This window comes from Sphingobacterium tabacisoli (assembly GCF_017908035.1).
Lineage (GTDB): Bacteria > Bacteroidota > Bacteroidia > Sphingobacteriales > Sphingobacteriaceae > Sphingobacterium > Sphingobacterium tabacisoli.
On sequence record NZ_JAEQMU010000002.1, the window covers coordinates 660150 to 687083 of the forward strand.

Here is a 26934-nt window from a genome sequence, read left to right on the forward strand (position 1 = left end):
CATTGGCCCCAGCCCTCGCTAAGAGGGCTTTTTGGTTCTTGGCGGTGGGACTCCTTATTTGCCAGACCATTCCTTTCAATACCGCCTCACGGGTATACCGCGAATCTACGCCGTATCCGTTTGAATAGCGGCCGGTAGCAATAGCTTTGCATCATACCAACTGAATACAGCATAGGGTAGGTCTGCCCCCATGAGGGATGGCCTATAGCTGCGGAGTCTATCCTTAAGGCCCGGTGTCTACCTGCTTTTGCGATATCCGATGGATGATATGGGACTATTGCTGTCATTTTTGTAGAGTTATCGTGTTATCAAGTTATGCTGTTTTTTAATGTTCATACGAAGTTCGGGAAGACTTTTATCTTGGGCATATGCCATTGGTATATAAGTTACTGTCGCATGTGGTAGTTTAAGGCTTTATAGTATTCCCGATAGTTACTGATGCCCAGGTATGACATACGTTGCGCTACGGTCAGGTGGGCAAAGATCTGCGGACGTACGATAAATAGGGCATGGAGGCGCTGGATCACAGGCAAGCGTAAGATATGTACCTGTTCCTGTAAGCGCAGCTGCCGATGCTGCTGTAGGATCTGATAGATTTCTTTCAGCTCCGGAAATTTTGTTAATGCTTCCTGCAGGGCTGTAATGGGGATTTCATAGAGTGTCGTAGGCTGTAAAAACTGAATAGCCAAAGGTTCCCTACTGCTGGAGAAGGCGTGTTTGCTGCCTGTAAAGCAGCCTTGTGTCGGGCATAGGCGTTCGATATATTCGGTATTTCCTTTTTTGTAACCTATCTTGGCGACCAGCCCGTCCAGGACAAAGCACCATTTGGGAATAAGCTCTGCTTCTTGCTTATACCATTCATTTTTGACATAGGTTTTTATCTTGCCCTGAGATCGGATAAAGTCCAGTGCCTCGGGGCAGAGTTTGCGGTACTGTTGAAAAAAATGGATTAATCCTTTCATAGTGCTTTGTTTATTTTTATACATGAATTTTACCTCCTTTCCTTGTATTGGATGGATGCTGTCTTGATGGTACTTGCTGCATCAGGCGCGGCATGTCCAAGGGGTGCGTTATGAATTGGATAACTAGTCTGTGTGCGATAAGGGTAATACCAGGCGCATAGGTTGTACCAGATCATAAGCGCCGAGAAATGATATAGGCCAATAGTCAGGGCTATACCCACATGCATACCGATGGTCGTTATACAGATAATACGTCGGTACATTGTTCCTAGCCAAGCCATTGCATAGCCGAGCTCCAACAGCACAACAGCTATTCCCATAATGACCCAGCATGCGGTCCAGCTGCCCCAGTGGAGGGGAATATCAAGCAGGTTGCTCGGGAATGGCTGCTGCACGGCCTTCCAGATGGCTTCGCCATTCCACCAGGTCGGTCCCATAGCCTTGCCCAGCCCGCCAAAAAAGTAGACCAGGACAAGCTGTGCCTGCCAGAAGTAAACGCCTGTGCGTTGCCACTTGTGCCGACTGTCCGTTCGAGGATGATAGCTAAAAAGTAGACTAAACAACAAGCCGGTTTGTGCCAGATAGTCTGCGCCATAGGCCCAACGCAGGTCTGCCATAAACAGACCGTGATGGATTATTAATAATAGGAGGCTGGAATAGGGGACCCACCTGCCGAAAACTAAACAGACACAGCATATGCTGTACAGCGTCGCTGTGGCATGGATCCACAAGGGATGGGCACTGCGAAATAGTTCTTCCCAGTTCCAACTACTACCACTATGCCAATAGGGGAGCAGCGCCGCATCGTAGACACTGTGTGGGCCGTAGAGCAGGGACAGGTCGGCCCAGAGCTGGATCATTTCGATGCCGAGTAGTAGACCGATACCGCGTGGCAATAGCTGTAAGCCGTCACCAAAAGTGTGCGCTGTTGCATAGGGGGTGTTTCTGTTGCGTTGGCTGTTCATAAATAGGTGTTATCATTTTGTTGGTTTGTTTTTTTGTGCGGAGCTCGCTTAGGCTAGGTATACGTATGCTATAGATCCGAAGACGGATCGCGCGGTCTGGATATTGGCGTTGTACATGGTTGTAAATGCTTTGGGCAGTGGCACGGGCCAGTGCTGGAGCCTTGGTCTGATCGACTCCAGAGCGCCAGCCTTCCAGCGCTTCAAGCAGGGTACAGTACCGGATCTTGCTGGCGGTAGTACGTAGACCCGGGGAAGAGAGTCGGAGTTCGGTAGCTGTTCGTGCACAGCGTACTTCTATCCGACTTGAATAAATACTACCTACCTGTGGGCTGTAAAATCCGTAGCATCCATGGATACCGGCCAGTTGTCCATAATGACGAAATCCCGGTGCGCTACAGAGTTTCTGCATAGTATGGGTAATCGGATCTAAGGCCGATTTTACATCGGTAGACGGTGGCTGGATATTGCAGATATTGTGTAGGAATACCAATCCAAGATGTAGTGCCAGGCCTATAGATCCGATCCGTTGTAGCATCTTACCCTCGGTTAGTTGTACGGTGTAAGGTAACGCTCCAAAGCCTCGTCATTACTCCGCTTTGTGGGCTTTTTGGGAGCAAAAATCTTAGTGCCCAAGCGGTCGTAATCTACTGGATCTGACGATTCGACAATAGGGTGTACGGGGGCATCAAGAGTATGCGGGAGATTACTGTAAAGCGCCAGGCCCATAACGAGGCAGGTGCATACAATGAGTTTTTGTTTGGCTTTATTGTTCATATTATTTAAAAATTTATTGTCTTAAAAATCTTATCTATCGGTAACTTTTATGTCGCGAAGGGTATTTTTGGGTTGTTTTGTGGTTTATTTTGTAACTTCACCTATTAACCGGAGTGAATTTTAAGCTAAAAATGAATCTATACACCGCCCTAATTATTGACGATGAGAAGAACGTGCGACTAGATGTTGCAGATGCATTGGATATCTCTGAGCTGTTTACTATAGTCGATGCATATGGATCTGTGGAGACGGCACTGGAATATCTGAGGACAGACGACAAAGTCCTGGATTTTATCTTTTGCGATATACAGTTTGGTAAGGGGATGTCGGGCATAGAGGGGGCAGAAGAGCTGCGCCGTTATAGTCGGTTTTTTATTTTCTTTACCGATCATTTCGACGATTACTTGCGTGAAAATGCTTTATTAAAGCCTGATGACTATCTATCCAAACCGGTGCAGCTGGAAGATATCCAGCAGTTGATGGCACGTCTAGGCTTGCGCCAATCATTGGAGCTGGCAGAGCGAAGAATCTATGCTTTGCAACCACCACAGGAAGAGTTAGAAACCTCTGGACGGAAGCGCAAAACGAATCGAAGGGTACGAGCGCGGGTGCCGATACTGTTGAAGGATGTGATCAAAGTGGAGCGTGAGGGCAAATTCCTCCAAATATATGGCGCAGGTACTCAGGGGACGCTCGTTTTGCTGGGGCAGTTGCGGATGGCGCTTAGGGACTTTTATGAGCAGTTTAAAAAACTGGATATCTTCATACCACCAAATTCCTCAGTATTGATCAATGTGGCGTATGCGACGAAGGTGGGCATTCATGCCATTGTTTATTATCACGATAGGAAGGTATTGGTGACCGATGGCTATCGGCGCAAAGTCAGAGCCTACCTGGAAAGAAATAAAATATAAGTATGCCTTATCGTTCGGTCGGAAATAGGGAGCTACGTATAGTGGCGGGGGTATCTGTCTTTCTGGTATACGCTTATGTTATCCATATAGCGGCGTATGCCTTTTCAGGTTGGATAGATTTATTTTTTATGCTGATGACATTGCTCCTTCTTTTTTTGTTGGCCATTTGGTTCATTTTACCGAGGGCTACCGGAGGTAGAAAGTATGCTCTTGCTTGGATTATGTTCGGCTTTATAGGGATTGACCTATTGGTATTTAGTTTGTCGATAGCAATAAGCATGATGTTAGGAGGGTTTGTATGGGATGGTAACTGGGAAATCAGCAATTATCAACACGTGTGGACTGCTTATATAGCGACCAACTCATTTAGTTTTCTCTACTATATGGTGCGTCATGGGATTTCTAACTGGGGGGAGTTCCAACAGCAGAATTTCGAGCTTTTGCAGGTACGTAGAGGTAAGAAGTTATTACGGCAGCAGCTGGCTCGGCAGCACTTCTTTCCGCATTTTATGAAAAATACCATTAGTGCCCTGCGAGCGTTGACCCGACGGGATAGAGGCCGTAGCATACGTTGTATCGATCTACTGATGGCGCTCTTTGTTTATAGCGTAAAGCATCAAGATACACGCTTTGTGTTACTGAAACAGGAACTGGAACAGGTGGATCGGTTGCTTGAAATTTATAGCCTGCGTCGGGAGGATGAGGAGATTATGCTGGATATACGCATAGGGCAGGGCGTCACTGACGAGCTGTGTATCCCCTATATGTTGCTATTGACACTAGTCGAAAATGCCTGCGAATACGGAATATGTACAGACGAGCATAAGCCCATCCTGATCGATTTGTACTGTATTACCCCCGAAAGCCTTATGATACGCGCGATGAACTGGATTCCTGCAACTAAGAAGCATAATCCGATAGCCACCGGGAAGGGGTTAAAACTCTTGCACGATTATGTAGTCGCGCTTGATCCGATGAATACGATTTCTGTGGAGCAGATAGGGCAGTGTTTTGAGGTGGTCATCACCCTCAATATAGCTGTTTTTGCCGAAGCACCACGCGACATCTCCTAGACCTTTATCTTATTTTTCATATACTTGTTTGTATTATAAACTTACCATCTCTTGACGGCATGCCAGGATTTTGTATATCTACCTACTAGTCTGTCTGTAATAGGAAGGGACGTATCGGGATTTTTTGGTCTTGTCTGTACTTGTGCAATCGGTGGTCTTAATACACTAAGATCATGATTCGATTACTATCCACTCTTGTCAGACTGGCCGGGGATATCCTGGCCTGCCTGAATCATATCGTACAATTACTACAAGCGTCTGGTCTGCCGGATTCCGCTGGAAAGATAGATGCTCCTGCTAAAAATGATACGGCAGCTCCGCCTGAAAAGCCGGATATAGATGCTTATACCGAAGAGGAGTTGTGCACGGTTGGAGAGGCCTGTCTCGCGATGAACGTGTCACGTTCGCATATCGATAGAATGCGTAACCGTGAAGAGTTCACTAAGCTCGAGCATAAAAATGGGCGTGTGCGGCTGGTGAAGGCGGAAGTTGAAGCGGCAAAAGTTTGGTACTCTAAAAGAAAAGGGAAGCTGTAACCATTTTGTGTGCCCATCTTTCGCAAACGAATAAGGATAAGTTCATATCAAATACGCCGTTGATCAATACCGATCAGCGGCGTTTTTTATTGAATTATCCGCTTATTGTAAAGGATAGGTGGTTGTCCCCTTTAGCTATGTCGTGGATCGTTTTAAGAGGATCTGTCCACGCTCCTATATAGTGGCTTATGCAATTTGGGCGGACACAGTTCGGTTTAGGTTCTATCTTCACGGCTAAGGGTAGGTGGCTCATCAATTTAAGACGACCTGCTGTTAAAACAGTTCTGTGGCATACGCATCTGTTGTTGCGGTCGCTGACTTCTAGTTAGCGACTTAGGGATTTGGTTCCTCGATAAATGGTGATAAGATAGTGGTAAGTCCTTTTTATTGCGCGGTACTTGTTTTGGTCTAGCTGTAAGCGCTTTCGACTACTCGGTAAATCCTTTTGGTTTCGTGGTTTTATCTAAGTATTGATGCCGTTGATTCATTACATGGTGTCACTCTTCGGTTCATATCCGTTAGTTGGCTCTTTCGGTTAGCGGTATTGCCGTAGATGAGTGCCGTGTTTTTCTTTTTGGTTATGGATGATTGGTTTCTTTCTTTCGTACACTGCTTTTGATCGATGGCGCTGTTCAATGGTTACATGGAGGATCTGTTTGCTGTGGCGATTAATCTGTGCTGTTCCAAGGCAAACACAAATGGATTAGCGGCAAACTCATTTTCGATACCGACCTATCCAAACCGAATACGATAAACTTTTAGATAATAGCTTTCGTCACGTTGCGTCAAAAGAGGCACTTTATTCATCTTGTTCCACCACGTTGCGTCAAAAATTTCATTTTTCGGGCTTCCAGGCCATATTTGGATCATGAACAGCAACAAAAAGTTTTCGCCGCGTGGGCCACCTTGTCAGGATTAATGATTAATTGTGAATGGTTAATGACATCCATAACTACATAATCTTATAACCCTCATAACTACATAACAAATAATAATATCATGAGAAAAGAAAAAGTAATTAGCAATTATAAGGCACTCTCCGATTACGAGCTATCTACGTTGGCAGGACGTGTGTTAAAGGCGATGCAGGAAACAAGCACACAGGCAAGCTTTCCGAATCCTAATCCCGGACTTACAGATCTGGAAACTATCGTCAACGATTATATTACCAAACATGAAATCGCTAGCAGGCGAGGTTCGGCACTAGAGATCAGCTTGAAGAACGAAAGTCGTGATGCACTACTCTTCGCGCTGAAAAATCTGGCACACCATGTCAACGAAGTGGCCAATGGACAGTTGTCCTTGCTATTGAGTACCGGACTGGTATTGGTAAGCAAACCGAGTAGCTCCGAGTTGCCATTGGTGACCGCTCGTATACAGCTGCGTGACGGACGGATCTCCGGTCAGATGCGCTTAGACTTTACTCCGCTCAAAAGAGTTTGGGAGTATGAAGTAGAAGTGGGACGCGAAGATGCGACCAATACGGTGGAATGGTTTGAAACCTTCAATACGACTTCATCACGGGGCAATGTCCTGACTGATAGAACACCCGGAGTCAAATACTTTGTACGCGTGCGGGCACGCAACGGTAAAGGTATGGGAGACTGGTCAGAAGCAGTATCCTTGATAGCACGATAGGGAACTAGTGACACAGTGATGAAGTGATTAAAGTAGTAATGCAGTGACATAGTGACGAAGTGGAAAGTTTTGCTCGTCACTGGTCACTCGTTACTCCTCACTCCTCACTGGTCACGTATCACTACATAACTTTTATCACCTTCATAGCGCTATATTATGCAAACAACAATCAATCCCTCATGGTTGGCCCAGGGCTGGTCAGAGGAACTAACACTCAAGCAAAAGCTATTCTTCGGCTTTTTATTTCTAGTCATCGCTTGGATTATGGTCTCTACGGTATTACAACTGATCGATCCCGCTATCGGCGTCCTGGATTTCGGAACACTGACCGTTGCGGTCTTTGGACTGCTCGTAGGTTGGCTGGCCATCTATATCAGTATATGGCTACAGGAACTACTATGGTATCCTTTTAAATCTTTTCGTAAACAGTTTGGTCAACATCTTAACCAATTAACATCATGGCAACAATGTATTCTTTATTTCTCGGTTTTCTTTTTACTGCTGTATGCAGTGTTAATGGCTGTCGAAATAGTGTTCTAGATGTGTTTAAATCATCAGTGAAAAACGGTTTTTATTCCCTTTATCAAGGGAGGGATTTTCATTTTTTCCTTGATGAAAAAACGAAACAAAAAACCGGAACGAAGTGGAGTTCAGCGAAGCTAAATCAAGGCTTGGTTGCTCGGCTAAATTGTTCTCTTATTTCTGGCAATAAGATAAACTCTCCCGAGAAATCGGGATCAAACAAGTCTGATTGCGCCTCAGAAATAATCAACAATTCTTTACGCCTTGCGCAAACTAGGCCATCTTATTCGGTTAGTGCTAGTAGTTCCTTACGGCTACTCAATTTATCGCCTACAAAATTTTTGACAATAGTAGGTGGATGCACCTCCTTCGTGTCAAAAGTTTTAAGCGATGAGTTTTTTGCCTCCTTTTTTGCGGAAAAAAAGGAGGATCCCTGCCACGGCTTGAGTGGCGTAGAGGCTAAGCATTCTGGCATGGAGGACAATAACAAGAATAAAAAGAGTCGTCAATCAATAATAAAAATAGCAAGTAAAGAACTAGGCGTTCGCGAATCTACTGATAACAACGACGGCCCACGTATCGAAGAATACCTCCGCTATACGAGTCTAGGCAAAGGCTACGAATGGTGTTCTGCATTTGTGTCTTGGGTCTATGGCCAGGCCGGGTTCAGCGTTCCACGTAACCCATGGTCTCCCGCATTATTTCCCAAAGCAAGACAGATCAGTAAAGACCAATGTCGATCGGCAGATGTATTCGGAATTTACGGTTCGGCTGTCAAACGCATCAACCATGTGGGACTGGTTAAAGAAAAGCAAGACCAGTACCTCGTGACAATCGAAGGTAATAGCAACAATCGAGTCGAATCCCGACGGCGACATCTCAAGACAGTGTATGCAATAGCCGATTGGGTTGAATAATGTTAACCAGTGAACTTGTTATCTTGTTAACTTGCTCACTTCACATCTCGTTAACACGATAACTCCATAACTCTCGTAAACATGAAACACATCACCCTTGTCCCAATTTGCGGGATCCTCATCTTCTTTACTATGCTCACCTTTCTCAGTTGCCGTACGACAAAGCAAAAAAGCGAAAGGCTCCTAATGGCACATCAGCGGGCACAGATCAGCAAGCACAGTCAGCAGATTCAAGGGGTATCCATCCTCGATAGTTCCAATCGAGGGTGGTTCTTCAGGTCGGATACGGCCTTCTATTACCATCCCGATAGCGGTCTGTATGCCCGCAATGGTATATTGTCCTTTTGGGAAGCAGGCGTAAAAAGCAAGCAATGGCTCTCCCGGCAGGATAGTGTTTACCAGCATAATGCTGAATCGGTAGATACACATTTCTTTTCCACGCATTTACAGAAATTATCCCAGCAGAAATGGATTCCGATCATGGGAATCCTGCTGCTGTTGGTCTGTGGCTATGGTATATGTTACATTGGTAAGCGGTTCATTTAGATTACGTAAAGGGTTGTCTTTCCATAATCTGTTGTTTGTAACTCAGCTTAATTACAGAAAGATAACGATTATAACATAGAAGATGGTGTAGAAAGGTTTATAAAAACATCTTTTCCTCCTACAAAATGAAATGGTTTCTCCCTACACAATACTTATCTACACACCAAATCAAGGCAAGCGAAAATCCCGGCTCCCCCAATCGCTAACCACGAAAGCCAATCCTTGAATTTGTTGTTTTTGTGCTTTAGATACCCGATATGCATCAGCATATGCACGACGAAAAAAATATCCATGTACCACATAAAACTTTCATTTTCGGTGATGCAGCTAAGTTGAATACTTAAGAAGAAAAACAATGGCACATGAGCGAGAATAAATATCGTCCTCGCTAATTGCTCATTGATCAACTCCAATAGTGGAAAAATTCGCCACTCTTTACATCGTACAGCGTCGATCTCATGAGCCAAGAAGAAAGACAGAGCCAAATAAAATAAAAAGTAGTTAGGCATAAGATAAAATAATGTCAAGCGGTGTTACAAATGAGAGCCTAAAAATAGGAAGAAATTATCGTTTATTATTGTAAATTTCCTATTGTAGCGATAATGTAATTGATGATTTCTATAATATATTAAATTAAAGTATTTTATGTCTTTTCCATGTATCATGACTCCCAAAATCTGACTCCAGTTTTGAAAGAGCTATGTGATCATGAAATCGACTTGGAACGCTTCAGTGATGTATATCTTGATTTGGCCTGAGCTACTGTAGGGTTTGAAAGACCTTTTTGGGGAAAATGATGATGGAGAAGGAAAGGATGTGTCAGGCAATTGCAATATCGGGTAGCTATAAGGTGTTTAATACTCCTGAACAGGTCAGATATGTAAAATTATCCAATTAGAGTGCTCAAGCTTCGATCTAATTTACCTGACATCTGTAGACCTTGTTATGATCACGTTTTATATAGATGTTACTGGTAATCTAGATTTGTAATTACAAATAGATAATTATTTCATCAAGGATTGCTCTAATCTAAAAGAAGCTTTAATTTTTTTAGATTTCCCCTATATTTTAAATACTATGCTTGAAATTCACCTGTTATTGCGTGTTTTTTATCTGATTAAAGTGTTCATATTGAGGTGCTTTTGTTTTGGGTTGAAAACGAAGATATTATGAAGGCATTAAATCGCAATTATTTCCTTTTATCAATAGGCTTGTTTATCATTAACCTCTTAGTCTGTACAAATATAGCCGAACAAAGTGTAATCTCTAAGGAACTGATTTCTACCGATAGAGAAGAATTTGAAACCATTTGTGAAAAGATTTTAACTTATTTTGATGATAGTAAGGGCTGTTTTTTCTTAGATCCAGATATTTTAAAGCAAGGAATAACTCCTAATCTTGAGCATAGGATGCGAACTGATATCTGCACGGATCCAGTTATTGGAAAAAAATGCTGATTACCCTCAGTTACCAGAAAAAGATGTTTTGATTGATGTCACAGGAACGTGGAAAGTAGAAGAATATAATGGACAAGACAATGTAGATGTATTTTATGCTACAAAGTACGAACCTTTTTTTGAGATATATAGGATTTTACAATTTATAGAAAAGTATTATGAAAAACACAACACTACTGATTTTGTTAAAAGCATTTCGGATATGCTCCTTCTGCACAAAGAGTTATAAATACTGAGGTGAAATTGAATTAGTGGTTTATACTGAATACATATAATACTATCAAGAGGGATGTAAGATTTACAAATATACGCTGTTTCTTATCTTTTGTACATTTCTGTTCATTATGTGTCTGACGATACGTTGGAAAATAAATCTCTTAAAAGCGTTTAACTTCTGTGTATGTTTAGCATAAAATTCATCTGGTGAATCGAAAAGCCCAAAATCCTGATTGATACCCTTGTCTTGGATATAGGTGTTATTTAAATTCCAATCGATTGGAGGTTTTTCAAAGCTATCGGTATATGCTCCATAACCACAAAAAGTAGTTTTACAATCTTTATATTTTTCTTGGAGTTTTGTCAGATACGGTTTATCCAAAATTATACCTTCTAAAAAATACCATTGGCCATTGAGCAGAATTTCGACCCAGCTATGTAGTATGTTATTAGGAGATAGCTTGTACCACATACCCGTTATAGCACCTTTTTGCAATGCTTTGTCGATGGTAAAGCCATGAATACGGTTGGGGATCTGTGATGCTCTCAATAAGCTCATTAATAAAGTTGCTTTTGTGTTACACTGCCCATATCCATCTTTTAGTATTGCAGATGCGGCAATGTCATCCGAAATATTGTATCCGAATTTTATTTCATCTCTTACAAAATTATAGATACTCTTTACTCTCGAAATAGTATCGAGCTGGTTCCATTGTCTATCTTTTATTAAATTCTGTATTGATTCGTGAGAGTAATCCAGAATTTTAGTCTCTTTAAGGTAAGTGTTCATCGCGCTTTATTTTATATAGTAAAGATGCGAAAGCCTCCTATTGTAAACTTGTATAAACTGGCTAATTTAGTGATGATAAAAATCTGGTCTTTACTCCGAAAGTCTCCTTAAATGTTCTGCTATAGTGCGAACTGTCTGTAAAGCCAAATCGATGAGCCGTTTCAGTAATAGAATGAGTCTTTAGGTAAGGAAGTGATTTTACCAGCTTGTTCCATAGTTGGTATCTCCTAAAATTTAATTTCGTCTTATCTTTGAAAAGATGCAGAAAGCGTGTTTCCGAGAGAAAACAAGTGCTTGAAATTTCTTTTAGCGAGACAATGCGGTCAAAATTCTGTTCCAGATATTGAATAGCTTTATAAATTCTATCATCTTCAACATGATTACCAACCTCACACTTACATGTATAGTTTCGGAGATGATTTCCGACATTACCGGTTAGCTGGCCAAAGTCAGATTTCTTTTCTAAATAATCAACAAACATCTCTCTAATGGGCATTAAGTCTTCATTTAGTTCTGCTATATCGATAGCTTTATTTCGGATATACAGTTGATGACCTATGCTACTAATTGGATTTATGAGAATAATCAAGGACATTTCGTTGCAGGTAAATTGGTGTTCAACATTACTGTTTATAAAACATGTCGAATAATGGTTATGGTTATTTTGATTGTCAGCGATGTCAAGTTTTCCATTTGCAGCGATACTAATCTGCATTGCATAATGTTTATGCAATGCATTGTCGTTCAGTTTCCCGACAAATATTCCCATCATACTTTCAATATGTACTTTGCTTCGAGATAGATCATTCATTGGATGTATGATAAAACGACTATGAACTCTTCTTCGTTGACAGTTACGGCCATAATCTGACAAAATATATTTTATCAAATTTACAGAATTTAGTTCTCAAAATTTTAGAATCTATTGAAGGATCGTATTGGTCTCTTCAAACCAATTCATACGACAAAGATCCGCTAATTTTTCGAGACAACGTATTTGGAACTAAATCACCATGCAACATACTGAAAAGTCAATCTTAGAGTCTCATTCCACTTTTACCCAGTCGGTCAGAAAACTTAAGCTAAAGGATTTGTAACTATGTTCTTTAAATATGCTAACAAGTCCATTTTTGAATTTAATCCTAATTTTTGTTTTAATCGATATTTAGTCATTCTCACGCTTTTGGCCTCTACGCTCAGGATATTTGCAATCTGTTTGGTATCCATTCCAAGATAAAAGTATGCACAGTACTTCAGGTCTAGCAAAGTAAGCTTCTGTTTTGCGTTTTCATTAATAGCCTTAAAGAAATTAGCGTGAATTTCCTGAATCTGAAATTTAGCTTTTTCAAAATCCTTATCAAATAGGTTTTCATCTCTTATGATCTGCTTTAGATTCACAGACTTATCATCTTCCAATTTTTCTTTCAATTGCTGTAAAATTTCATTTTTATGTTGGATATGTAATTGGTTTGCCATTACTTCATCTTTCAGTTTCTGTTGTTGAAAGGTCAATAATTGTTGTTCTGCTTTCAATCGTGACTGCTCTTCTTTTTCAAACTTTATCTGTAATTCAGCTTCGTGTTTTTCGGTTATTAGTTTCCGTTCCTGTTCCATTGAATACCGTAATCGGAAATGATAGGAGCGGAACATGAAAAATGCCCCTGCAGTACCGATTAATCCTAAACCTGCATATAGAAGTTTTTGTTTCCGTTGGTTTTCCGAACGTTCTTTCAGTATCAGTATTTCTTGTTCTTTCTTCTCAGATTGATATTGTACTTCTAGTTTTTTTACCGCTTCGGCTTCAGATTGGTTGAATAGCAAAGCTTTATATTCATTATGTTTCTTTTGAAATTCGAGTGCCTTTTTCAGATCATCCTTATGTTCATAAATATCAGAAAGTTCACTTACGACGCGTGACATAATATGATAATAAATGGGATTTTGGGTGAGCATCACTGAATATGCTTTTAGCATATATTGTTCTGCTTTAACTAAGTCTCCGTCCTGTTTTGCTAGATTAGACAACATTCCTAAACTTGCTGTCTGTGTAGCCTGTGCGAGAGGTAGTTTAGACGAAATATCCAAAGATTCAGCGATGTTATGTTCAATTTTATTTCTGATTTCCGCTGTTATTTTTGGTGAATACCTTAATAGATAACTTGCCTTATTATTGCGTGCTATACTATAGGTATATCCACTTACCTGCCCTGGAAATTGTTGGTATAGTAATGCTGCCTTTTCACAATAATCTAAAATAGCCTGAGAATCAACCGAAGAATTTGTTTTTTCATATTGATAAGTAAAGGCCACAGCCATAGCCGAATAAGCATTGCTTAAATCGTTTTTATTTCCTGATTTCAAGGCTGCTTCTATGGCCTTTTGAGCATATTTTTTAGAGTTTTCTAAATCATTCCATTCGGTGTATATACCATATAGCTGATAATTAATTTTAAACTCCAATAAGGGATTTGATTTACTGTTTTGTAAAAGTGAAAGAGATTTTAGTCCATAATTCATAGCTTTTTTATAATCACCTAATGATTTTGAGAGGTATAGGGTGAAATAAGCAGAGTAGGCGGACGCTATTTTGTCCTTGGCTTTTGACGAACTGATTTTTGCAGAGTCAAGGAATAGTTCCGCTTTCTCGTATTTTCCTTGATTTACTAAAATAACGCCTTCATTAACATAAGCTTTTGTTATTTCTGTCAGTGCTTTTTCATCTTTCGCCAGTTCTATATATTCTTTATTTATAGAAGAAGCTTCACCATACATCATAGAAATACGGTATTGTTCTACTAATAAATTGTATGTTTCCATTCTTTTTGATGCGCCTGTTTTGGGTTGATTTAAACCGTTTATTAAGCTGTCCATATAGGCATTTTGAGCTTGCAGATGGCAGGATATTAAAAAAAATGTAATGAATAGAATTCTGATTTTCATTTAGCAAATTTACAAATTCTGTAGATACCCAGCCTTTGTAGAAGAATTTTTTAAACGACACTATAAAAGGTAAGTGTTTGATTGATAGTGTTTACTAAACATTGTAGTCATTTTGTAGATGCTTGCTACTTTGTAGTAGTAATTCTGTAGGTGTTAAAAATTAGTGTTGCTTTAATAAAATAGTCAAATTCGTTTTTTAATAATAAAACAGAAAAGCAATGACTAACAAAACACTTTCAATCGTATCTTACATCACACTAATCGGATGGCTTATCGCTTATTTTTCAGGAAAAGAAAATGCAAACAGTTTACTTAAATATCATTTAAGACAATCTTTTGGTTTACTTATTACAAGTATTGTTTTTAATGTTGTAGTCAGTATTTTGATTAGTATTATTCCTTTTCTTGGTTTATTAAGTTATGTAGGAATCATATTTCTTGGCTTAATGATTATTGGTATCATAAACGCTTCCAATGAAGTCGAGAAGCCATTACCCCTGATTGGCAGACTGTTTGAAAGCAAATTCGGATTTATACAATAAACCTTAAGATCAAAGTAATAGGAGAAAAATAGTTTTTTACTTTTTTAAAGATTGATTATGAATCTAAAACACTTCAAGCAAGAAGGAAGTCAGTTGTATGAGATGAAACCTCAATACGGCTCCAGTATTATACTCATTGCAGGTTTGTTTGCCTTCGCATTTGTTGGATATTACGTTGCTATTTATAGTCTAATGTGGGGCATGCTGATTTTGGGCGTTTTGTCCTTTTGGGCTATAGCTACGAAAAAAATGAGTATTGATATGGATAAAAGATTGTTACATGCAAAAGTCGGTTTGGCAAAGCCACAAGTTACCATTTCTATAGATAGTATTCAGCGTTTTGAATTATTTACCGTGTCCAATAATTTTATCAAGACCAATGCTATGCTCAGTGCCTACTATTTGGATGAGAGTGGAAAAGAAAAAGCTATTCAGATTGCTCAGGGATTTACGGTGAAAGCCATGCAAAGTATCCTGAATGAAATGGAAGAAATCATTAGCGATGAGAGATAGATATCAAATCGAGGAAAGCGCTTCTATTTTTTCTTTTAAGCCGTTTCATCCCTACCGAAGCAAGCTCAAATGGTATGGACTGGCGATAGTGATTTTTGGAATATTGTCAGTATTTTATTATGCATCGATGAGCAAGCTATCCTTAATTATTAGTGCTACACTTTTTGTCATGACTGTTTGGTTCTTTCTTAAAGAAATCCTGTTATATATCCCCCTTAGGTATATGTTCGACCGATCAGCGAATGAAGTTTATCAAAGTAGCCTATTCCTGTCGAAGAGGAAGATCATGAACCTAGATGAGGTTGTTATCTACCAAAGTTCCGAAATGGGAAGTTGGCAGTACAGAATCGGTAAAAAGAGAATGCAATTTGTAAAGAGTTACGCAATTAGTGAATATTTTTCTATAAAGAAAGACAATGAAAAAATAGTTGCTTATCGAAGTGAGATCTTGACTAAAATAGAACAAATGGTAACAAAATCAGCGGTAACAATTCCCTCCAATTCCGGTGGTTCGTCTTTTAATCATTAAAAACAATAAGAATGCTAAAATCGTATTTAATTCTAATATGTCTGTCGGTAAGCTTCTCAGGATTTGCTCAACATTACCAATTGGACTCTGTCGTTCACCACATAAATGGAGTTCAGGTTATCGCTACTCAAAAATATGACGCTGAAAATGAGAAGGCAGAACTTATAAGGTACAAGCGACAAGGAGCAAATGATATTATTCAAAGAAGTGAGCGTATACAGGTAGCATATGATGACAAAGGAAATGAGCTATACCGTATCTCTTCAGTTTGGAACCCTATACGTGATACCTGGGATGAAGAAGAGAAAGTAGAACAAGAATTCAATGCTAACAACAAAGTAATCCAGTTCAGTAGCTATCAGAAAAGAAATAATCAATGGATAAAAGTGTTTGAAAACAAACGATTGTATACCCAAGATTCAATTATAGAAACAGATTACGATACTAAGGACGATAAATTTCAGCCCATACAGAAGAGTGTATCTGTCATTAATGCATTTGATAAGATCAAAAGGCATGAGGCTTTCCTGTGGAATGATAAAGAACAGACTTGGCAACCGTTAACCCAAACGGTAAACGGCTATCAAAAGGATACCATTATAATTGGTTTTGAGACCATAGAGTGGAAACAAAACCAATGGCACAAACAAGAAAAAGTCGTTTATGAGTTAGGTAAAGATAGTATCAGAACAGAAAACTATATTCTTTACAAAGGGCAGAACAATAGCTGGATGCCCGTCTCCAAGTTTGAAGAAGAGTTGTGGCCGGAGCAGAACAAAAAAAAGAGCAGCAGTTATAAATGGGAGGATATTAATAGTAAATGGATGATACAGACACAAGTCGAGACCTATTTCAATAAGCAGGGCAAAGCGCAAGATATTTTATTTTCAGAAGTAGATACGACCAATAATCAATTAATGCTTCAATTGGAGCAGATACACCTTTATGACAAAGAAGGGCGCTTGACACTTTTTCAGGATCTTTCCCATTCTTATGATGCAAGAACGGGAACACAAAGCACTGTCAAATTTGATAAAGAAGGAAATGTCATCCAAGAAAGTGCGTATGATTTTGATCCCGAAAATGATACTTGGAATGAGAAAATGACGACAGAGTTTGTATATGACAAAAGCATAGACGTGTATACGGCACCTGCCACGCGCAAGAGGCATGATTTATTTGACTTGAATCCGTACGGTTACATTACCAATAAGTCTGCGGTAAAGCAAGTGAAAATCTATCTATATGACCAGGAAAAAAAAGTTTTATCTGAAGAATTTGAGTTTTTCTATTCCTCACTTCCATAGGCTCCCTATCTACAATTGTGTACTCTAGTTTTACCGTTGTTAAGTATTAATCTTTTTATACGCTTTCCTTAAAGATAAATTTGTTTACAACATACAAGCACTTATGAAAGTACCTATGTTTGTCACCTTTATGAGAATGATCTTATTTGTTTTTCTTCTGGCAGTTCTCTAGTAATCATGTCTCAAACCTGGTTTTTATAGATTAATCTACCGATAGAAATTTTTCTTCGATATCAACTTTTCTAATTGTTTGCTGCTATACATGCTAATCTTTTCTGTGGCAAATAGGCAGATCTACTGGTGGGAATCGACCTGCAACGATTTTGGATTGAGGAGTTATTGGAGCCAGTGGATAATAAAATCTTACAGCCTGTTAAGGGAGCGTAGAAGACGGGATCGTATTCTAGAGACCTTACCCTATAATTGAGGACTGAGTATAGTTCGTTACTGAAGGTGTTGCTCTTTTAACAAATGTAAAAATAGCTCCATAGCAGGGCTAATCCATTTATTCGAATGTTGGGCAGTGATCATAGTAATCTTGCGTTTGAAATCCTTGATTGGTATTTCATTAACCTTTCCTTCATTCAGCTCGTTTTTAACCACAAAAAGAGGTAAGCAAGCAATTCCTAGATTACTGATTACACTTTGTTTTGTTGATTCTATACTCCATACCTCCAGAGTCTGTCCTGTAAGTTTTATTTCTTTTTCTCTTAAGTGTTCTCCAAAATAAATCTGATAAATCGCATTTGGATCATTATTAATAATAGAGATATTTTTAGTTTGATTGCTCGTGTCAAAATCACGCTCAGAAATTGCCATATCGGGTGATGCAATTATACCAATACTGAAATCCTTTATTTCGTTGACAATAATCTGTTTGTCGTATTCAAAAGCCTGATAATGAATCCCTAAATCAATTTCGTTACGTATGACTTCTTTTTGAATGTCGTAACGGTTTTTGACCTTAAGCTTTAACGTGACATCAGGAGCTTTTTTTATAAACTCTTTTAAAACCGGCTGGATAATATAAGTTAAGATACTATCAGAAACTGAAATTGTTAAACTGCCTTCTATTTTTTTGCTTTTAGAATTCAATAAGCGTATCTGTCCTATTTGGTCCTCTATTTTTTTGATGTGTGGTATCAGTTTTAATGATTGTTCAGTAGCAACCATTCTCCGGCCAATTTTTTCAAATAATGGGAATTTAACCTCATTTTCCAATTGCTGCATTTGATAGCTGATAGCCGAGAGAGAGTAGTTCAGTTCACTTGCCGCATCCTGAAAATTGCCTTTTTCTACAATTGTTTTGAAACTTCGGAGATGTTGAATGTCCATACTTCAATAAATTTGAAGTGAAGTTACAGATAATTCCGATTGTTTGAAGAGTTGTTGTGTGTTACTTTTGTGAAAGTAAGTTTATATGTACCTGTTTAAATTTATAGTGGGAATTACAAATTGTATAACGGATTTTTAAAAATACATTATCAAAACTAAAAATTTCAAAATGAGCGATTACTCAACGTTAAATATTTTATTAATCATCATCACGTTCTTTATTGCAGGATTTGTTAAAGGAGTGGCCGGGATGGGATTACCCACGATGGCAATGGGAATACTTAGTGTAGTTATGTCTCCACTCAGTGCTGCTTCACTTTTAATCATTCCATCCTTTGTGACCAATTTTTGGCAACTCTTTACCGGACCAAATTTCGTGGGATTAATAAAGAGATTTTGGATAATGATGGTTGGGATAATAATTGGAACGCTTGCCGGATCATGGCTACTTACGAGTGCCAATACTCCGTATACAGGAATAGTATTGGGGCTTGCTTTACTATTCTATTCTATACATGGATTGACCGCAAAACCATTGTTTACTCCTTTAAGGTTGGAACGCCGATTATCGCCAATCATGGGATTGGTAACAGGACTTCTCAATGGAGCTACAGGTGTTTTTACGTTGCCAGCCGTTCCTTATATCCAGTCTCTGGGGCTTTCTAAAGATGATCTGATTCAGGCGCTCGGTTTAGCGTTTACGGTCTCAACAATTGCCCTGGCAGCAGGCTTATTTAAAGGTGGAGCTTTTCACCTTGGAAATATTAGTCTATCAGCGCTTGCTGTCGCTCCAGCATTGTTCGGTATGTGGACAGGCACTATAATTCGCAAGCGCATCAGTGTAAAAACTTTCCGTATTTGCTTTTTTATATTTATTGCAGTTCTAGGTCTAGAACTAGCTCTTCATCCTATTCTGACGTCTTAATAATTTTAAAATGCAACGGCCTTTAGAAAACAGAATGACTCAACGTACAGTTCGCTCAGAAGATTTCTTCCTTTATTCCTGTTGAGAAATAAATATGTTGAGGAGATCTTAACCTAAAGACAGTTTAGATTAACCTATGTGCGTTTCGGGATTCTCTGTTTTTGAAATTTAACATCTTTGATAGCACACCAGCAAAGGCGTTTAATAACGATAGGGACCTCTTAGGTGCAAGGGGGCGTTACCAGCGGAGACGGACTTCAATAATTTTAATTGAGAAGTAATCTTCTTTATTTTTGTAAATTGCGATCCGCAATAAGAAATGATCAATTACAGCCAATATAGCGATTCAGAAATAGTTTCCCTTTTTAAAGAGGGAGAACAGTTGGCATTTAATGAAATCTATCAACGGTATAGCGAGCTTTTATATGTCTTTGCCTACAAGAAACTAAAGAACGAAGTAGAAGCAATGGATGTGGTGCATGATGTTTTTGCCTGGCTACTGGAGAACGGTCAGAACCTGACCCTCAAAACATCGTTATCCAGTTACCTCTACAAGTCTGTACTTCACCGAATTTTTGACATCTTTCGAAGGAAAGAAACTTTTCAGCGTTATATTGAAATAGGAGACCATTTTATTGATGTTGACAGCGAAGAAACGGATTACCTCATTCGTGAAAAAGATATTCGTAATCTGATAGATTATGAGATAAGTGCATTACCGCCCCGTATGCGTCAGGTGTATGAATTAAAATATAGGGAGCAGCTTACCGCCGAAGAGATCAGCGAACGTTTAGGTATTACCCCACAGACCGTAACTACCCATATCAAGCACGCTAACAAGCAGCTTCGAGATAAGTTAGGTTTATTCATTTTTATACTATACGTCCTGAATAATTAAAATATTTAGCACTGTAAATCAGTGTTTTACTTATTTTTTTGATTTTTCTTTGAAAATGCTTACCCCAAAAGCTATCTCATTACGCCTTATATGTAAAGAGCAGACTAACCCCTCATATGATTAAAGAAGATATTAAAGTTATTCTTGATAAAATTGGTACAACCGAACTTACTGTTGAAGAGCAGGCTATGGTTGATCTTTGGCTTTTTCAGCTTCACCAAAGAGACGATTCAATGCTCTCCGAAGAAGCTATTAAATCAGCAAGTTCGCAGATCTGGACGAGACTGGATATACCGGATACCTCACCGGTATCTAAAAAACCTTTTCGCTTATGGCACAGGTGGGCGATGGTGGCCGCCATTTTTATTGCAGTAGTGGCTAGCTCCGTATTCATTCTATACCGACAAGGGGCTTCGACAGCGCTTGCAGACATCGATCAGGTCTCACCTGGCAAGGACGGTGCTACATTGACTCTAGCAGATGGAAGGGTCATAGTTATCAATGATCTTACAGTAGGAGACATCGCCGAGCAGTCAGGTGTTCTAATCACTAAGGGAGTTGATGGGCAGCTGGTGTATGAATTAAGTGGAGTAGGAGGAGTAGAAGATCAGGAGAATACCTTGTCTACCTCAAATGGGGAGACCTATCAGGTGCGACTGCCGGATGGATCTAAAGTCTGGTTAAATGCGGGGTCGAGTTTGACCTATAGCCCCCAATTGGTCCATGCGGGTAGACGTAGGGTCAAACTTGCTGGAGAAGCTTATTTTGAAGTAGCTAAGGATAAATCGAAGCCTTTCATCGTACAGACGCGTACACAGGAGGTTGAAGTTTTGGGAACTAGTTTCAATGTAAATGCTTATTTAGACGAACCGGTTGCCAGTACAACACTAATCGAGGGATCCATTAAAATCAAGACCGAAAAAAGCGAACGATTTGTCAAGCCTGGAGAACAGGCCGTCAATAATGGGAAGGACATTCAGATCGTTCGTACAGATGTAGAGAATTGCATCGATTGGAAGGAAGGAGACTTTTACCTTAATCATGTTGATTTCAAAGTAGCTATGCGAAAAATAGCCCGATGGTACGATATGGAGGTTGTCTACGATGGCTCTATACCCGATGGTATGGAGTCCGGAGGATGGATTGCCCGGGATAAGCCCTTATCTCAGGTACTCAAATCCATAGAATCTTCGGGTATGGTCAAATTCAAAATCGTAGGCCGAACGATTCATGTGGTTCGGTGAAGTAAGCTTATAAATATTAAAAACTAACTAAATTTTATAAATCTAAAATTGAAAAACGATGAAACGACAAGAAACATAACTGCTAAACGATAAACCAGAAGCATAAGATGCTTCTGGCCAGCTTGGAATTATAACCATTTATGACAGCAACCTCATCCGTCGAAAGCTAAGGATTGCTGTTTTACCAAACTAAACAAACTTAGCTAAAATTGTGCGAATGTACAATTCAAGGCTTTTTGTCAGCTGCTAGGTTTGTTTAAAACTACGACAATAAAAATGTATAAAACCTTTGCCAAATATATCGAGGCATATAAAAGCCTCTTTACTAAAATCGTGCTGATTATGCGACTAACCACCATCATATTGATAGCAACCCTGATGCAGGTCAGTGCATCGACATTCGGACAGCAGATCACGCTGTCCAAAAGAAATGTATCGATAGAGTCCGCCTTAAAAGAAATCAGAAAACAAAGCGGTTACGACTTTTACTTTGACGGAAAGAGTTTGCCTAAAGATAGAGTAATTGATGTTGCATTGGCAAATGCAAGCATCGATGCAGCGATGAAAAGCGTGCTTAAAGGCCTTCCTTTTACGTACATTATCGAGGGAAATATTATTTCAATACGCAAGAATGAACAAGTGTCACCAAGCAATGTTTTGGAGGCTTCAATTGAAAATATTGATGTTCGCGGACGCGTTGTCGACGAAGGGGGAAATCCATTGGTCGGTGCCACTATCCGTGTTAAAGGAGGGGTTTCAGATGTTATCACTGATGAGAACGGACGGTTCACCTTACATAATGTTGCACAAAATGCCACGATACAAGTGTCCTATGTAGGTTACTATAGACAAGAAATAAAAGCCGCCCAAAACCTGGGTGACATCCATCTGGAAATGCTACGGAGTGATGTCGAAGAGGTAGAGGTAAGTTACTCTACGGGGTACCAAAACCTTTCGCGCGAGCGTAGTGCTGGTTCATTTGCCAAGCCTAATATCGATATTATGAAAAATCGCTCTTCTAGCGTAAATGTCCTGCAACGCCTGGATGGGTTAGTACCTGGACTGACTGTAAATAATGCACCATCCGGCGAAAATAATCCGCTCTTAATCCGAGGATTGACATCTATCAATTCCACACGAGGACCTTTGATCGTTGTTGATGGAGTAGAGTTACAGGGAGTTTCTCTAGAAAGTTTGAATATGCAGGATATCGCAGATATCACCGTATTAAAAGATGCGAGTTCTTCTTCTATTTGGGGAGCAAAAGCTGCTAATGGTGTTATTGTTATTACGACCAAGAAAGGTGCTCCTGGGCAGAAATTAAGGATTGATTACGATGGGTATCATAATATCCAAGGGCGACCAGACCTTGATTACCTGCAACGTATGAATAGCGGGCAGTTTATTGCTACAGCTCGGGAATTGTTCCCTCAATATGTGGACTATTACCCTTGGAGTAGTGTCGAGACACTATCGGCAGTTCCCCCACATTTACAGATTCAATATGCCGTGCCTCGCGGCCTTTTGACACAGCAACGCGCCGATCAGATGCTCGATAGTCTAGCTGGAATAGATAACCGGAATCAGATTACAGATATGATGTATCGAAATGCGATGACAACCAATCACACCATATCTGTCGCCAGTGGCGGCCCCGTACATTCTTTCTACGGTTCGGTCAATTATATCGGCTTACAAAGTGATACACCGGGCGAGAAGGATAACCGGTTTAAAGTCAATCTTCGGCAGGATTTTAATATCAACAGGCATTTACAGCTTTTTTTGGTAACCGATTTGGGAACTACCCGTACGGCTGCAAATAATATAGTTAATCTCACCAGTTCAGGTGATACGGGATACACACCGATCACCACATCTATTGTCCCGTATCAATTGTTGCAGGATGCCTCTGGCAATCCGTTGACCGTAAATTATATGGGTGGATACAGTGATGCTTATCGATTGGACTATCAGGCTAGAAGCCGGGTCAATCTGGATTTTGTACCGTTGGAAGAAATGGATAGAGGCCGTACCAATGGTACAGGATTATCTGCGCGTATTGTTGGTGGTGGAAAAATAAACCTGTACAAAGGACTTCGTTTCGAGGGTACTTATGGATATAATGTCGCTTCATCAAATAACCGAGTCGTCCTAGATCAGGAAAGCTATATGGTGCGCAATGAATTGATGACTTTTACAAAGGCAGCAAATGTGAATACTATTCCTGTTTATTACCTTCCATCTACGGGGGGGCGACTGACGGAAAACAACGCTCTAACCAAAAACTGGACCGTTCGGAACCAATTGATATACGATACAGCATGGGAGGATAAGCATCAGCTTACAGTGTTGGCGGGTCAGGAAGCAACCAGCACCACGCCATTAGCCACACGTGTTATCTACCGCGGTTGGGATGATCAGTTGCAAGTATCGCGACCTGTAGATTATGAGACATTGGGAAAAGGGATTACCGGTACCGTTCGTGGAGGTACAGCCACACTCGACGAGAATTATGTCAGCGGTGGCGAGGGGATTATTAGCAGGACCACATCCTATTATTCCAATTTAAACTATTCTTACATACGCAAATATACGTTAAACGCCAGCTGGCGTATAGACGAAAGTAACTTGTTTGGTTTCGATAAGTCGGCACAGAATAGGCCTGTTTACAGTATCGGTGCCAAATGGGCACTTGGTCGTGAAGCATTTTTGAATAAACCCAATTGGCTCGATCACTTGGATCTCCGGTTTACCTACGGTGTCACCGGCAATGCCCCAGCGCCTGGTACGGCTTCCTCATTTGATATACTGAAGGCAGAGTCGGATGTTAATTATGTCTCTGGCACCGGGGTGATCATGAGCTCCCCAGCTAATAGAAAGCTAACTTGGGAAGGAACTACCGTATACAATGGAGGTATAGATTTTGGTGTCTTTGGTGGAAGACTGTCGGGCTCAATTGATGGTTATATCAAAAATACACAGGATTTAATAGGTGTGTTGAGTACTTCGCCGCTCACCGGATTCTCCGGTGTAACCGGGAATTTTGGTAATCTAGAGAATAAAGGAATCGATATCAGTTTGAATTCTATGAATTTGATACGAAAAGACTTCTTTTGGAATACCGGTTTTACCTTGGGTTACAATCAGAATAAAATCACCAAACTAGCACGAACCACACCTATTGCTACAGGGGCCGGGATGATTGATCAAGATTATGTGGTGGGATATGCTGCTTTTACACTCTTTGGGTATAATTATGCCGGTCTTAATGCGATTGGAGATCCACAGATCACCCTAGCCGATGGTACCGTCACATCCGCTATAGATGGCAACACACCGGATGATGTTTTATATATGGGTACCTCACAACCCATCTGGAGCGGCGGACTCTCCAATAATTTTCAATACAAAAACTTTCAATTGGGTATTAATATGAGCTATAATGCGGGACATAAAATGTTCCGCGACGGTAATTCTTTCTGGGGCGAGCCCCTATACACGAACTCGATCCACCCCGAGTTTGCCAACCGATGGAAGCAGGCGGGAGACGAAAGCCGGACTAACATTCCAAGATATGTTGGCAACAGCGATGACAATTACAGTAGAAATACGAGTTATTATAGCTACGCAAACTCAAATATTTTCAATGCTTCTTTTCTAAAGTTAAGGGACGTGACATTTTCCTATAGTCTGAATGATGAATTGGCGAAGCGTCTTCGTGCACAAGCGGTCAGTTTCCGGGTTCAGGTATCCAATATTATGCTGTGGAAAGCGAATAGTTTGGGGATTGATCCAGAGTTTCATTCCGCACGTGGTGGACGGGTCATTCGTACAGGCCAGGGGCAGGTGACATTCGGCGCCCATATCACACTTTAATTTATCATGTAAAAAAATAGATTATGCAAACACGCTATAAATATATATTGATCTCGTCTTTCATCGCACTGACATTATTCCAGACATCCTGTAAAAAAGATTTTCTAGAGATAGAACCTAAGGGATATCTAATTGCTAAATCGACAAAAGATTATGAGCAGATATTGAATGCAATCTATCTTCAGTCAAGCTTTACAGCCTCCGGTTATCTGGGCGATGAGGTTGCAGCACAGCAAACTTATTTTAATGGAACAGGACTACGGATGCAGCGTCTCTTCCGGTATGAAGATCGGGTGTATCAACCCGACGAATTGCCTGAAGAGGTAACAGGAGCCTATTCCTATATCCAGCGACAGTACCTGTTCAACAAGATTATCAATGAGGTTATGGATTCCCAAGGTGGTTCCGAAGCACAAAAGAGCGCTATCTTGGCTGAAGCAAAGGTCGGTAGAGCCATTTGTCAATTGATGTTTGTTAACGATTTTTCGGTACCCTACAGTGCTGCTACTGCAGCTACCGATCTAGGTGTACCGGTCTTAACGACAGCCGATGTGACCAATAGAGAATTTCCGCGTGCCACAGTACAGGAGGTTTACGATTTTATGATTAAAGACTTGACAGAGGCCTTACCCGATTTAGGGCCGCTTACACACCGTCGCAAGTTTTCAAAGCTGGCGGCGGAGTTTTACCTGACACGTATTTACCTCTATATGGGAGATTTTGAGAAGGCTAAGACACATGTTGATGCTGCCTTTGATGAGATTGAAAAGTCTAATATAGATCTGGCACTGTACGATTATAATGAGGTGCTGGCCGACGGGGGTGATTGGGGGGCAGATATGGATTTTGGCTTTGGCCCGTCCAATAAGCCCTTGGCTGCAAATAATAAACAAACAATCTATAATGTACAGGTGAGTACGCTGTTTGTTTCCTCGGCCAATACTTTTGTCTTCACCCCACGTACGGTATCGCTTTTTGATGCCTCCGACAAGCGTCTTCGACTTTATTCCGATACGGAATTGTTTGGCGATTTCGTGTTTCCCTTGGGGATGAAGCGTTACCCCGACTTTTTCTCAGATATCGGACCTTCTTTGCCAGATCTGTATTTGATGCGCGCTGAAATCAGGGCACGCACCAATGATCGCAACGGTGCTGTATCAGATGTAGAGTTTTTAAGAACAAACAGGATGTCCGATAACATAGCTGTTCCGGTAAATATTGCAGCCGATCAACAGGCATTGGTTCGTTTTATTTTGGATGAGCGTATCCGTGAGTTTGCATTGAATGGTATGCGTTGGTTGGATATGCGTAGGCTTTCTGTAGATCCGATTTACAGCAATACCGTGATTTATAAGCACGATCTATACGATAATGAAGGTAATGTGCTGGAGTCCTTTACACTGCGACCTGAGCGCTTTGCGTTGAAGTTTGGCGAGCGTATGCTTGCCGAAAGTATAGGCTTGGAAGAAAATAAATAACAATAATTAGTCTATCTACTATCTGATTCATGGCATA

Annotated in this window: 27 protein-coding genes; 17 read left to right on the top strand and 10 right to left on the bottom strand. The window is 40.4% G+C overall.

Annotated features, from left to right (window positions below; genetic code table 11):
- Positions 1-86 precede the first annotated feature (86 nt).
- From JKG64_RS13720 to JKG64_RS13740, 5 genes are all read right to left on the bottom strand, one after another.
- A complete protein-coding gene (locus tag JKG64_RS13720; protein WP_210354874.1) occupies positions 87-287 on the bottom strand; it encodes a hypothetical protein in 201 nt (66 codons plus the stop codon).
- Between the two features lie 99 nt (positions 288-386).
- Positions 387-962, bottom strand: coding sequence for a Crp/Fnr family transcriptional regulator (locus JKG64_RS13725; protein WP_210354875.1), 576 nt, complete (start codon positions 960-962; stop codon positions 387-389).
- Positions 963-991: 29 nt separating this feature from the next.
- Positions 992-1399 (bottom strand): hypothetical protein, encoded by a 408-nt coding sequence (locus JKG64_RS13730; protein ID WP_210354876.1) that lies wholly within the window; start codon positions 1397-1399, stop codon positions 992-994.
- A 472-nt stretch (positions 1400-1871) separates the two neighbouring features.
- Positions 1872-2462 (bottom strand): hypothetical protein, encoded by a 591-nt coding sequence (locus JKG64_RS13735; RefSeq protein WP_210354877.1) that lies wholly within the window; start codon positions 2460-2462, stop codon positions 1872-1874.
- An 11-nt stretch (positions 2463-2473) separates the two neighbouring features.
- On the bottom strand, positions 2474-2701 hold the full coding sequence (locus JKG64_RS13740; RefSeq protein WP_210354878.1) for a hypothetical protein: 228 nt from the start codon (positions 2699-2701) through the stop codon (positions 2474-2476).
- A gap of 131 nt (positions 2702-2832) precedes the next feature.
- On the opposite strand from JKG64_RS13740, the gene JKG64_RS13745 reads away from it, so the two are divergent.
- The 7 genes from JKG64_RS13745 (at position 2833) to JKG64_RS13775 (ending at position 8847) form a co-directional block, all read left to right on the top strand.
- Entirely contained in the window at positions 2833-3615 is a 783-nt protein-coding gene (locus tag JKG64_RS13745; RefSeq protein WP_210354879.1) for a LytR/AlgR family response regulator transcription factor, read from the top strand.
- A 2-nt stretch (positions 3616-3617) separates the two neighbouring features.
- A complete protein-coding gene (locus tag JKG64_RS13750; protein WP_210354880.1) occupies positions 3618-4688 on the top strand; it encodes a histidine kinase in 1071 nt (356 codons plus the stop codon).
- A 173-nt stretch (positions 4689-4861) separates the two neighbouring features.
- Positions 4862-5224: a hypothetical protein gene (locus JKG64_RS13755; RefSeq protein WP_210354881.1), complete on the top strand. Its 363-nt coding sequence runs from the start codon at positions 4862-4864 to the stop codon at positions 5222-5224.
- Between the two features lie 999 nt (positions 5225-6223).
- The gene (locus JKG64_RS13760) at positions 6224-6862 is read left to right on the top strand and encodes a fibronectin type III domain-containing protein (RefSeq protein ID WP_210354882.1); all 639 of its coding nucleotides are present in this window, start codon (positions 6224-6226) and stop codon (positions 6860-6862) included.
- A gap of 156 nt (positions 6863-7018) precedes the next feature.
- The gene (locus tag JKG64_RS13765) at positions 7019-7402 is read left to right on the top strand and encodes a hypothetical protein (RefSeq protein ID WP_210354883.1); all 384 of its coding nucleotides are present in this window, start codon (positions 7019-7021) and stop codon (positions 7400-7402) included.
- A 353-nt stretch (positions 7403-7755) separates the two neighbouring features.
- A complete protein-coding gene (locus tag JKG64_RS13770; protein WP_317195845.1) occupies positions 7756-8301 on the top strand; it encodes an NlpC/P60 family protein in 546 nt (181 codons plus the stop codon).
- 186 nt (positions 8302-8487) lie between these two features.
- Positions 8488-8847 carry a hypothetical protein gene (locus JKG64_RS13775; RefSeq protein WP_210354884.1) on the top strand — a complete coding sequence of 120 codons (360 nt, stop codon included), beginning with the start codon at positions 8488-8490 and terminating at the stop codon, positions 8845-8847.
- A 152-nt stretch (positions 8848-8999) separates the two neighbouring features.
- On the opposite strand, the gene JKG64_RS13780 is transcribed toward JKG64_RS13775, so the two are convergent.
- Positions 9000-9356, bottom strand: coding sequence for a DUF6713 family protein (locus tag JKG64_RS13780; protein ID WP_210354885.1), 357 nt, complete (start codon positions 9354-9356; stop codon positions 9000-9002).
- Positions 9357-10245: 889 nt separating this feature from the next.
- Between JKG64_RS13780 and JKG64_RS13785 the strand changes: the two genes are divergently transcribed.
- Complete coding sequence (locus JKG64_RS13785; RefSeq protein ID WP_210354886.1) at positions 10246-10533, top strand: hypothetical protein; 288 nt, start codon at positions 10246-10248, stop codon at positions 10531-10533.
- Between the two features lie 69 nt (positions 10534-10602).
- On the opposite strand, the gene JKG64_RS13790 is transcribed toward JKG64_RS13785, so the two are convergent.
- The 3 genes from JKG64_RS13790 to JKG64_RS13800 all read right to left on the bottom strand — a co-directional run bounded on the left by JKG64_RS13790 (position 10603) and on the right by JKG64_RS13800 (position 14250).
- Positions 10603-11310, bottom strand: coding sequence for a transglutaminase-like domain-containing protein (locus tag JKG64_RS13790; RefSeq protein ID WP_210354887.1), 708 nt, complete (start codon positions 11308-11310; stop codon positions 10603-10605).
- A 61-nt stretch (positions 11311-11371) separates the two neighbouring features.
- On the bottom strand, positions 11372-12025 hold the full coding sequence (locus JKG64_RS13795; RefSeq protein WP_210354888.1) for a helix-turn-helix domain-containing protein: 654 nt from the start codon (positions 12023-12025) through the stop codon (positions 11372-11374).
- Positions 12026-12387: 362 nt separating this feature from the next.
- Positions 12388-14250: a helix-turn-helix transcriptional regulator gene (locus JKG64_RS13800; protein ID WP_246512600.1), complete on the bottom strand. Its 1863-nt coding sequence runs from the start codon at positions 14248-14250 to the stop codon at positions 12388-12390.
- 218 nt (positions 14251-14468) lie between these two features.
- Between JKG64_RS13800 and JKG64_RS13805 the strand changes: the two genes are divergently transcribed.
- Genes JKG64_RS13805 through JKG64_RS13820 form a run of 4 tightly spaced genes read left to right on the top strand, consistent with a single transcriptional unit; the run spans position 14469 to position 17141 of the window.
- On the top strand, positions 14469-14792 hold the full coding sequence (locus tag JKG64_RS13805) for a DUF4870 domain-containing protein (RefSeq protein ID WP_210354889.1): 324 nt from the start codon (positions 14469-14471) through the stop codon (positions 14790-14792).
- 57 nt (positions 14793-14849) lie between these two features.
- Positions 14850-15305, top strand: a complete 456-nt coding sequence (locus JKG64_RS13810; RefSeq protein WP_210354890.1) for a hypothetical protein — start codon at positions 14850-14852, stop codon at positions 15303-15305.
- Positions 15271-15834, top strand: coding sequence for a hypothetical protein (locus JKG64_RS13815; RefSeq protein ID WP_210354891.1), 564 nt, complete (start codon positions 15271-15273; stop codon positions 15832-15834). The genes JKG64_RS13810 and JKG64_RS13815 overlap by 35 nt, the downstream gene beginning before the upstream one ends.
- 11 nt (positions 15835-15845) lie before the next feature.
- A complete protein-coding gene (locus JKG64_RS13820) occupies positions 15846-17141 on the top strand; it encodes a hypothetical protein (RefSeq protein WP_210354892.1) in 1296 nt (431 codons plus the stop codon).
- Between the two features lie 444 nt (positions 17142-17585).
- Here JKG64_RS13820 and JKG64_RS13825 read toward each other — a convergent pair whose 3' ends face one another.
- A complete protein-coding gene (locus tag JKG64_RS13825) occupies positions 17586-18476 on the bottom strand; it encodes a LysR family transcriptional regulator (RefSeq protein WP_210354893.1) in 891 nt (296 codons plus the stop codon).
- A gap of 169 nt (positions 18477-18645) precedes the next feature.
- Here JKG64_RS13825 and JKG64_RS13830 point away from each other — a divergent pair, with 169 nt between their 5' ends.
- The 5 genes from JKG64_RS13830 (at position 18646) to JKG64_RS13850 (ending at position 26897) form a co-directional block, all read left to right on the top strand.
- Complete coding sequence (locus tag JKG64_RS13830; protein ID WP_210354894.1) at positions 18646-19401, top strand: sulfite exporter TauE/SafE family protein; 756 nt, start codon at positions 18646-18648, stop codon at positions 19399-19401.
- Positions 19402-19720: 319 nt separating this feature from the next.
- Entirely contained in the window at positions 19721-20299 is a 579-nt protein-coding gene (locus JKG64_RS13835; protein ID WP_210354895.1) for an RNA polymerase sigma factor, read from the top strand.
- Between the two features lie 116 nt (positions 20300-20415).
- Complete coding sequence (locus JKG64_RS13840; protein ID WP_210354896.1) at positions 20416-21543, top strand: FecR family protein; 1128 nt, start codon at positions 20416-20418, stop codon at positions 21541-21543.
- Between the two features lie 342 nt (positions 21544-21885).
- Positions 21886-25419: a SusC/RagA family TonB-linked outer membrane protein gene (locus tag JKG64_RS13845; RefSeq protein WP_210354897.1), complete on the top strand. Its 3534-nt coding sequence runs from the start codon at positions 21886-21888 to the stop codon at positions 25417-25419.
- A gap of 23 nt (positions 25420-25442) precedes the next feature.
- Entirely contained in the window at positions 25443-26897 is a 1455-nt protein-coding gene (locus JKG64_RS13850; RefSeq protein WP_210354898.1) for a RagB/SusD family nutrient uptake outer membrane protein, read from the top strand.
- Positions 26898-26934 lie beyond the last annotated feature (37 nt).

Coding starts and splice junctions, on each gene's coding strand:
- JKG64_RS13720 (WP_210354874.1), bottom strand. CDS start 287: ATGACAGCAATAGTCCCATATCATCCATCGGATATCGCAAAAGCAGGT.
- JKG64_RS13725 (WP_210354875.1), bottom strand. CDS start 962: ATGAAAGGATTAATCCATTTTTTTCAACAGTACCGCAAACTCTGCCCC.
- JKG64_RS13730 (WP_210354876.1), bottom strand. CDS start 1,399: ATGGGACCGACCTGGTGGAATGGCGAAGCCATCTGGAAGGCCGTGCAG.
- JKG64_RS13735 (WP_210354877.1), bottom strand. CDS start 2,462: ATGCTACAACGGATCGGATCTATAGGCCTGGCACTACATCTTGGATTG.
- JKG64_RS13740 (WP_210354878.1), bottom strand. CDS start 2,701: ATGAACAATAAAGCCAAACAAAAACTCATTGTATGCACCTGCCTCGTT.
- JKG64_RS13745 (WP_210354879.1), top strand. CDS start 2,833: ATGAATCTATACACCGCCCTAATTATTGACGATGAGAAGAACGTGCGA.
- JKG64_RS13750 (WP_210354880.1), top strand. CDS start 3,618: ATGCCTTATCGTTCGGTCGGAAATAGGGAGCTACGTATAGTGGCGGGG.
- JKG64_RS13755 (WP_210354881.1), top strand. CDS start 4,862: ATGATTCGATTACTATCCACTCTTGTCAGACTGGCCGGGGATATCCTG.
- JKG64_RS13760 (WP_210354882.1), top strand. CDS start 6,224: ATGAGAAAAGAAAAAGTAATTAGCAATTATAAGGCACTCTCCGATTAC.
- JKG64_RS13765 (WP_210354883.1), top strand. CDS start 7,019: ATGCAAACAACAATCAATCCCTCATGGTTGGCCCAGGGCTGGTCAGAG.
- JKG64_RS13775 (WP_210354884.1), top strand. CDS start 8,488: ATGGCACATCAGCGGGCACAGATCAGCAAGCACAGTCAGCAGATTCAA.
- JKG64_RS13780 (WP_210354885.1), bottom strand. CDS start 9,356: ATGCCTAACTACTTTTTATTTTATTTGGCTCTGTCTTTCTTCTTGGCT.
- JKG64_RS13790 (WP_210354887.1), bottom strand. CDS start 11,310: ATGAACACTTACCTTAAAGAGACTAAAATTCTGGATTACTCTCACGAA.
- JKG64_RS13795 (WP_210354888.1), bottom strand. CDS start 12,025: ATGCAGATTAGTATCGCTGCAAATGGAAAACTTGACATCGCTGACAAT.
- JKG64_RS13800 (WP_246512600.1), bottom strand. CDS start 14,250: ATGAAAATCAGAATTCTATTCATTACATTTTTTTTAATATCCTGCCAT.
- JKG64_RS13805 (WP_210354889.1), top strand. CDS start 14,469: ATGACTAACAAAACACTTTCAATCGTATCTTACATCACACTAATCGGA.
- JKG64_RS13810 (WP_210354890.1), top strand. CDS start 14,850: ATGAATCTAAAACACTTCAAGCAAGAAGGAAGTCAGTTGTATGAGATG.
- JKG64_RS13815 (WP_210354891.1), top strand. CDS start 15,271: ATGAAATGGAAGAAATCATTAGCGATGAGAGATAGATATCAAATCGAG.
- JKG64_RS13820 (WP_210354892.1), top strand. CDS start 15,846: ATGCTAAAATCGTATTTAATTCTAATATGTCTGTCGGTAAGCTTCTCA.
- JKG64_RS13825 (WP_210354893.1), bottom strand. CDS start 18,476: ATGGACATTCAACATCTCCGAAGTTTCAAAACAATTGTAGAAAAAGGC.
- JKG64_RS13830 (WP_210354894.1), top strand. CDS start 18,646: ATGAGCGATTACTCAACGTTAAATATTTTATTAATCATCATCACGTTC.
- JKG64_RS13835 (WP_210354895.1), top strand. CDS start 19,721: ATGATCAATTACAGCCAATATAGCGATTCAGAAATAGTTTCCCTTTTT.
- JKG64_RS13840 (WP_210354896.1), top strand. CDS start 20,416: ATGATTAAAGAAGATATTAAAGTTATTCTTGATAAAATTGGTACAACC.
- JKG64_RS13845 (WP_210354897.1), top strand. CDS start 21,886: ATGCGACTAACCACCATCATATTGATAGCAACCCTGATGCAGGTCAGT.
- JKG64_RS13850 (WP_210354898.1), top strand. CDS start 25,443: ATGCAAACACGCTATAAATATATATTGATCTCGTCTTTCATCGCACTG.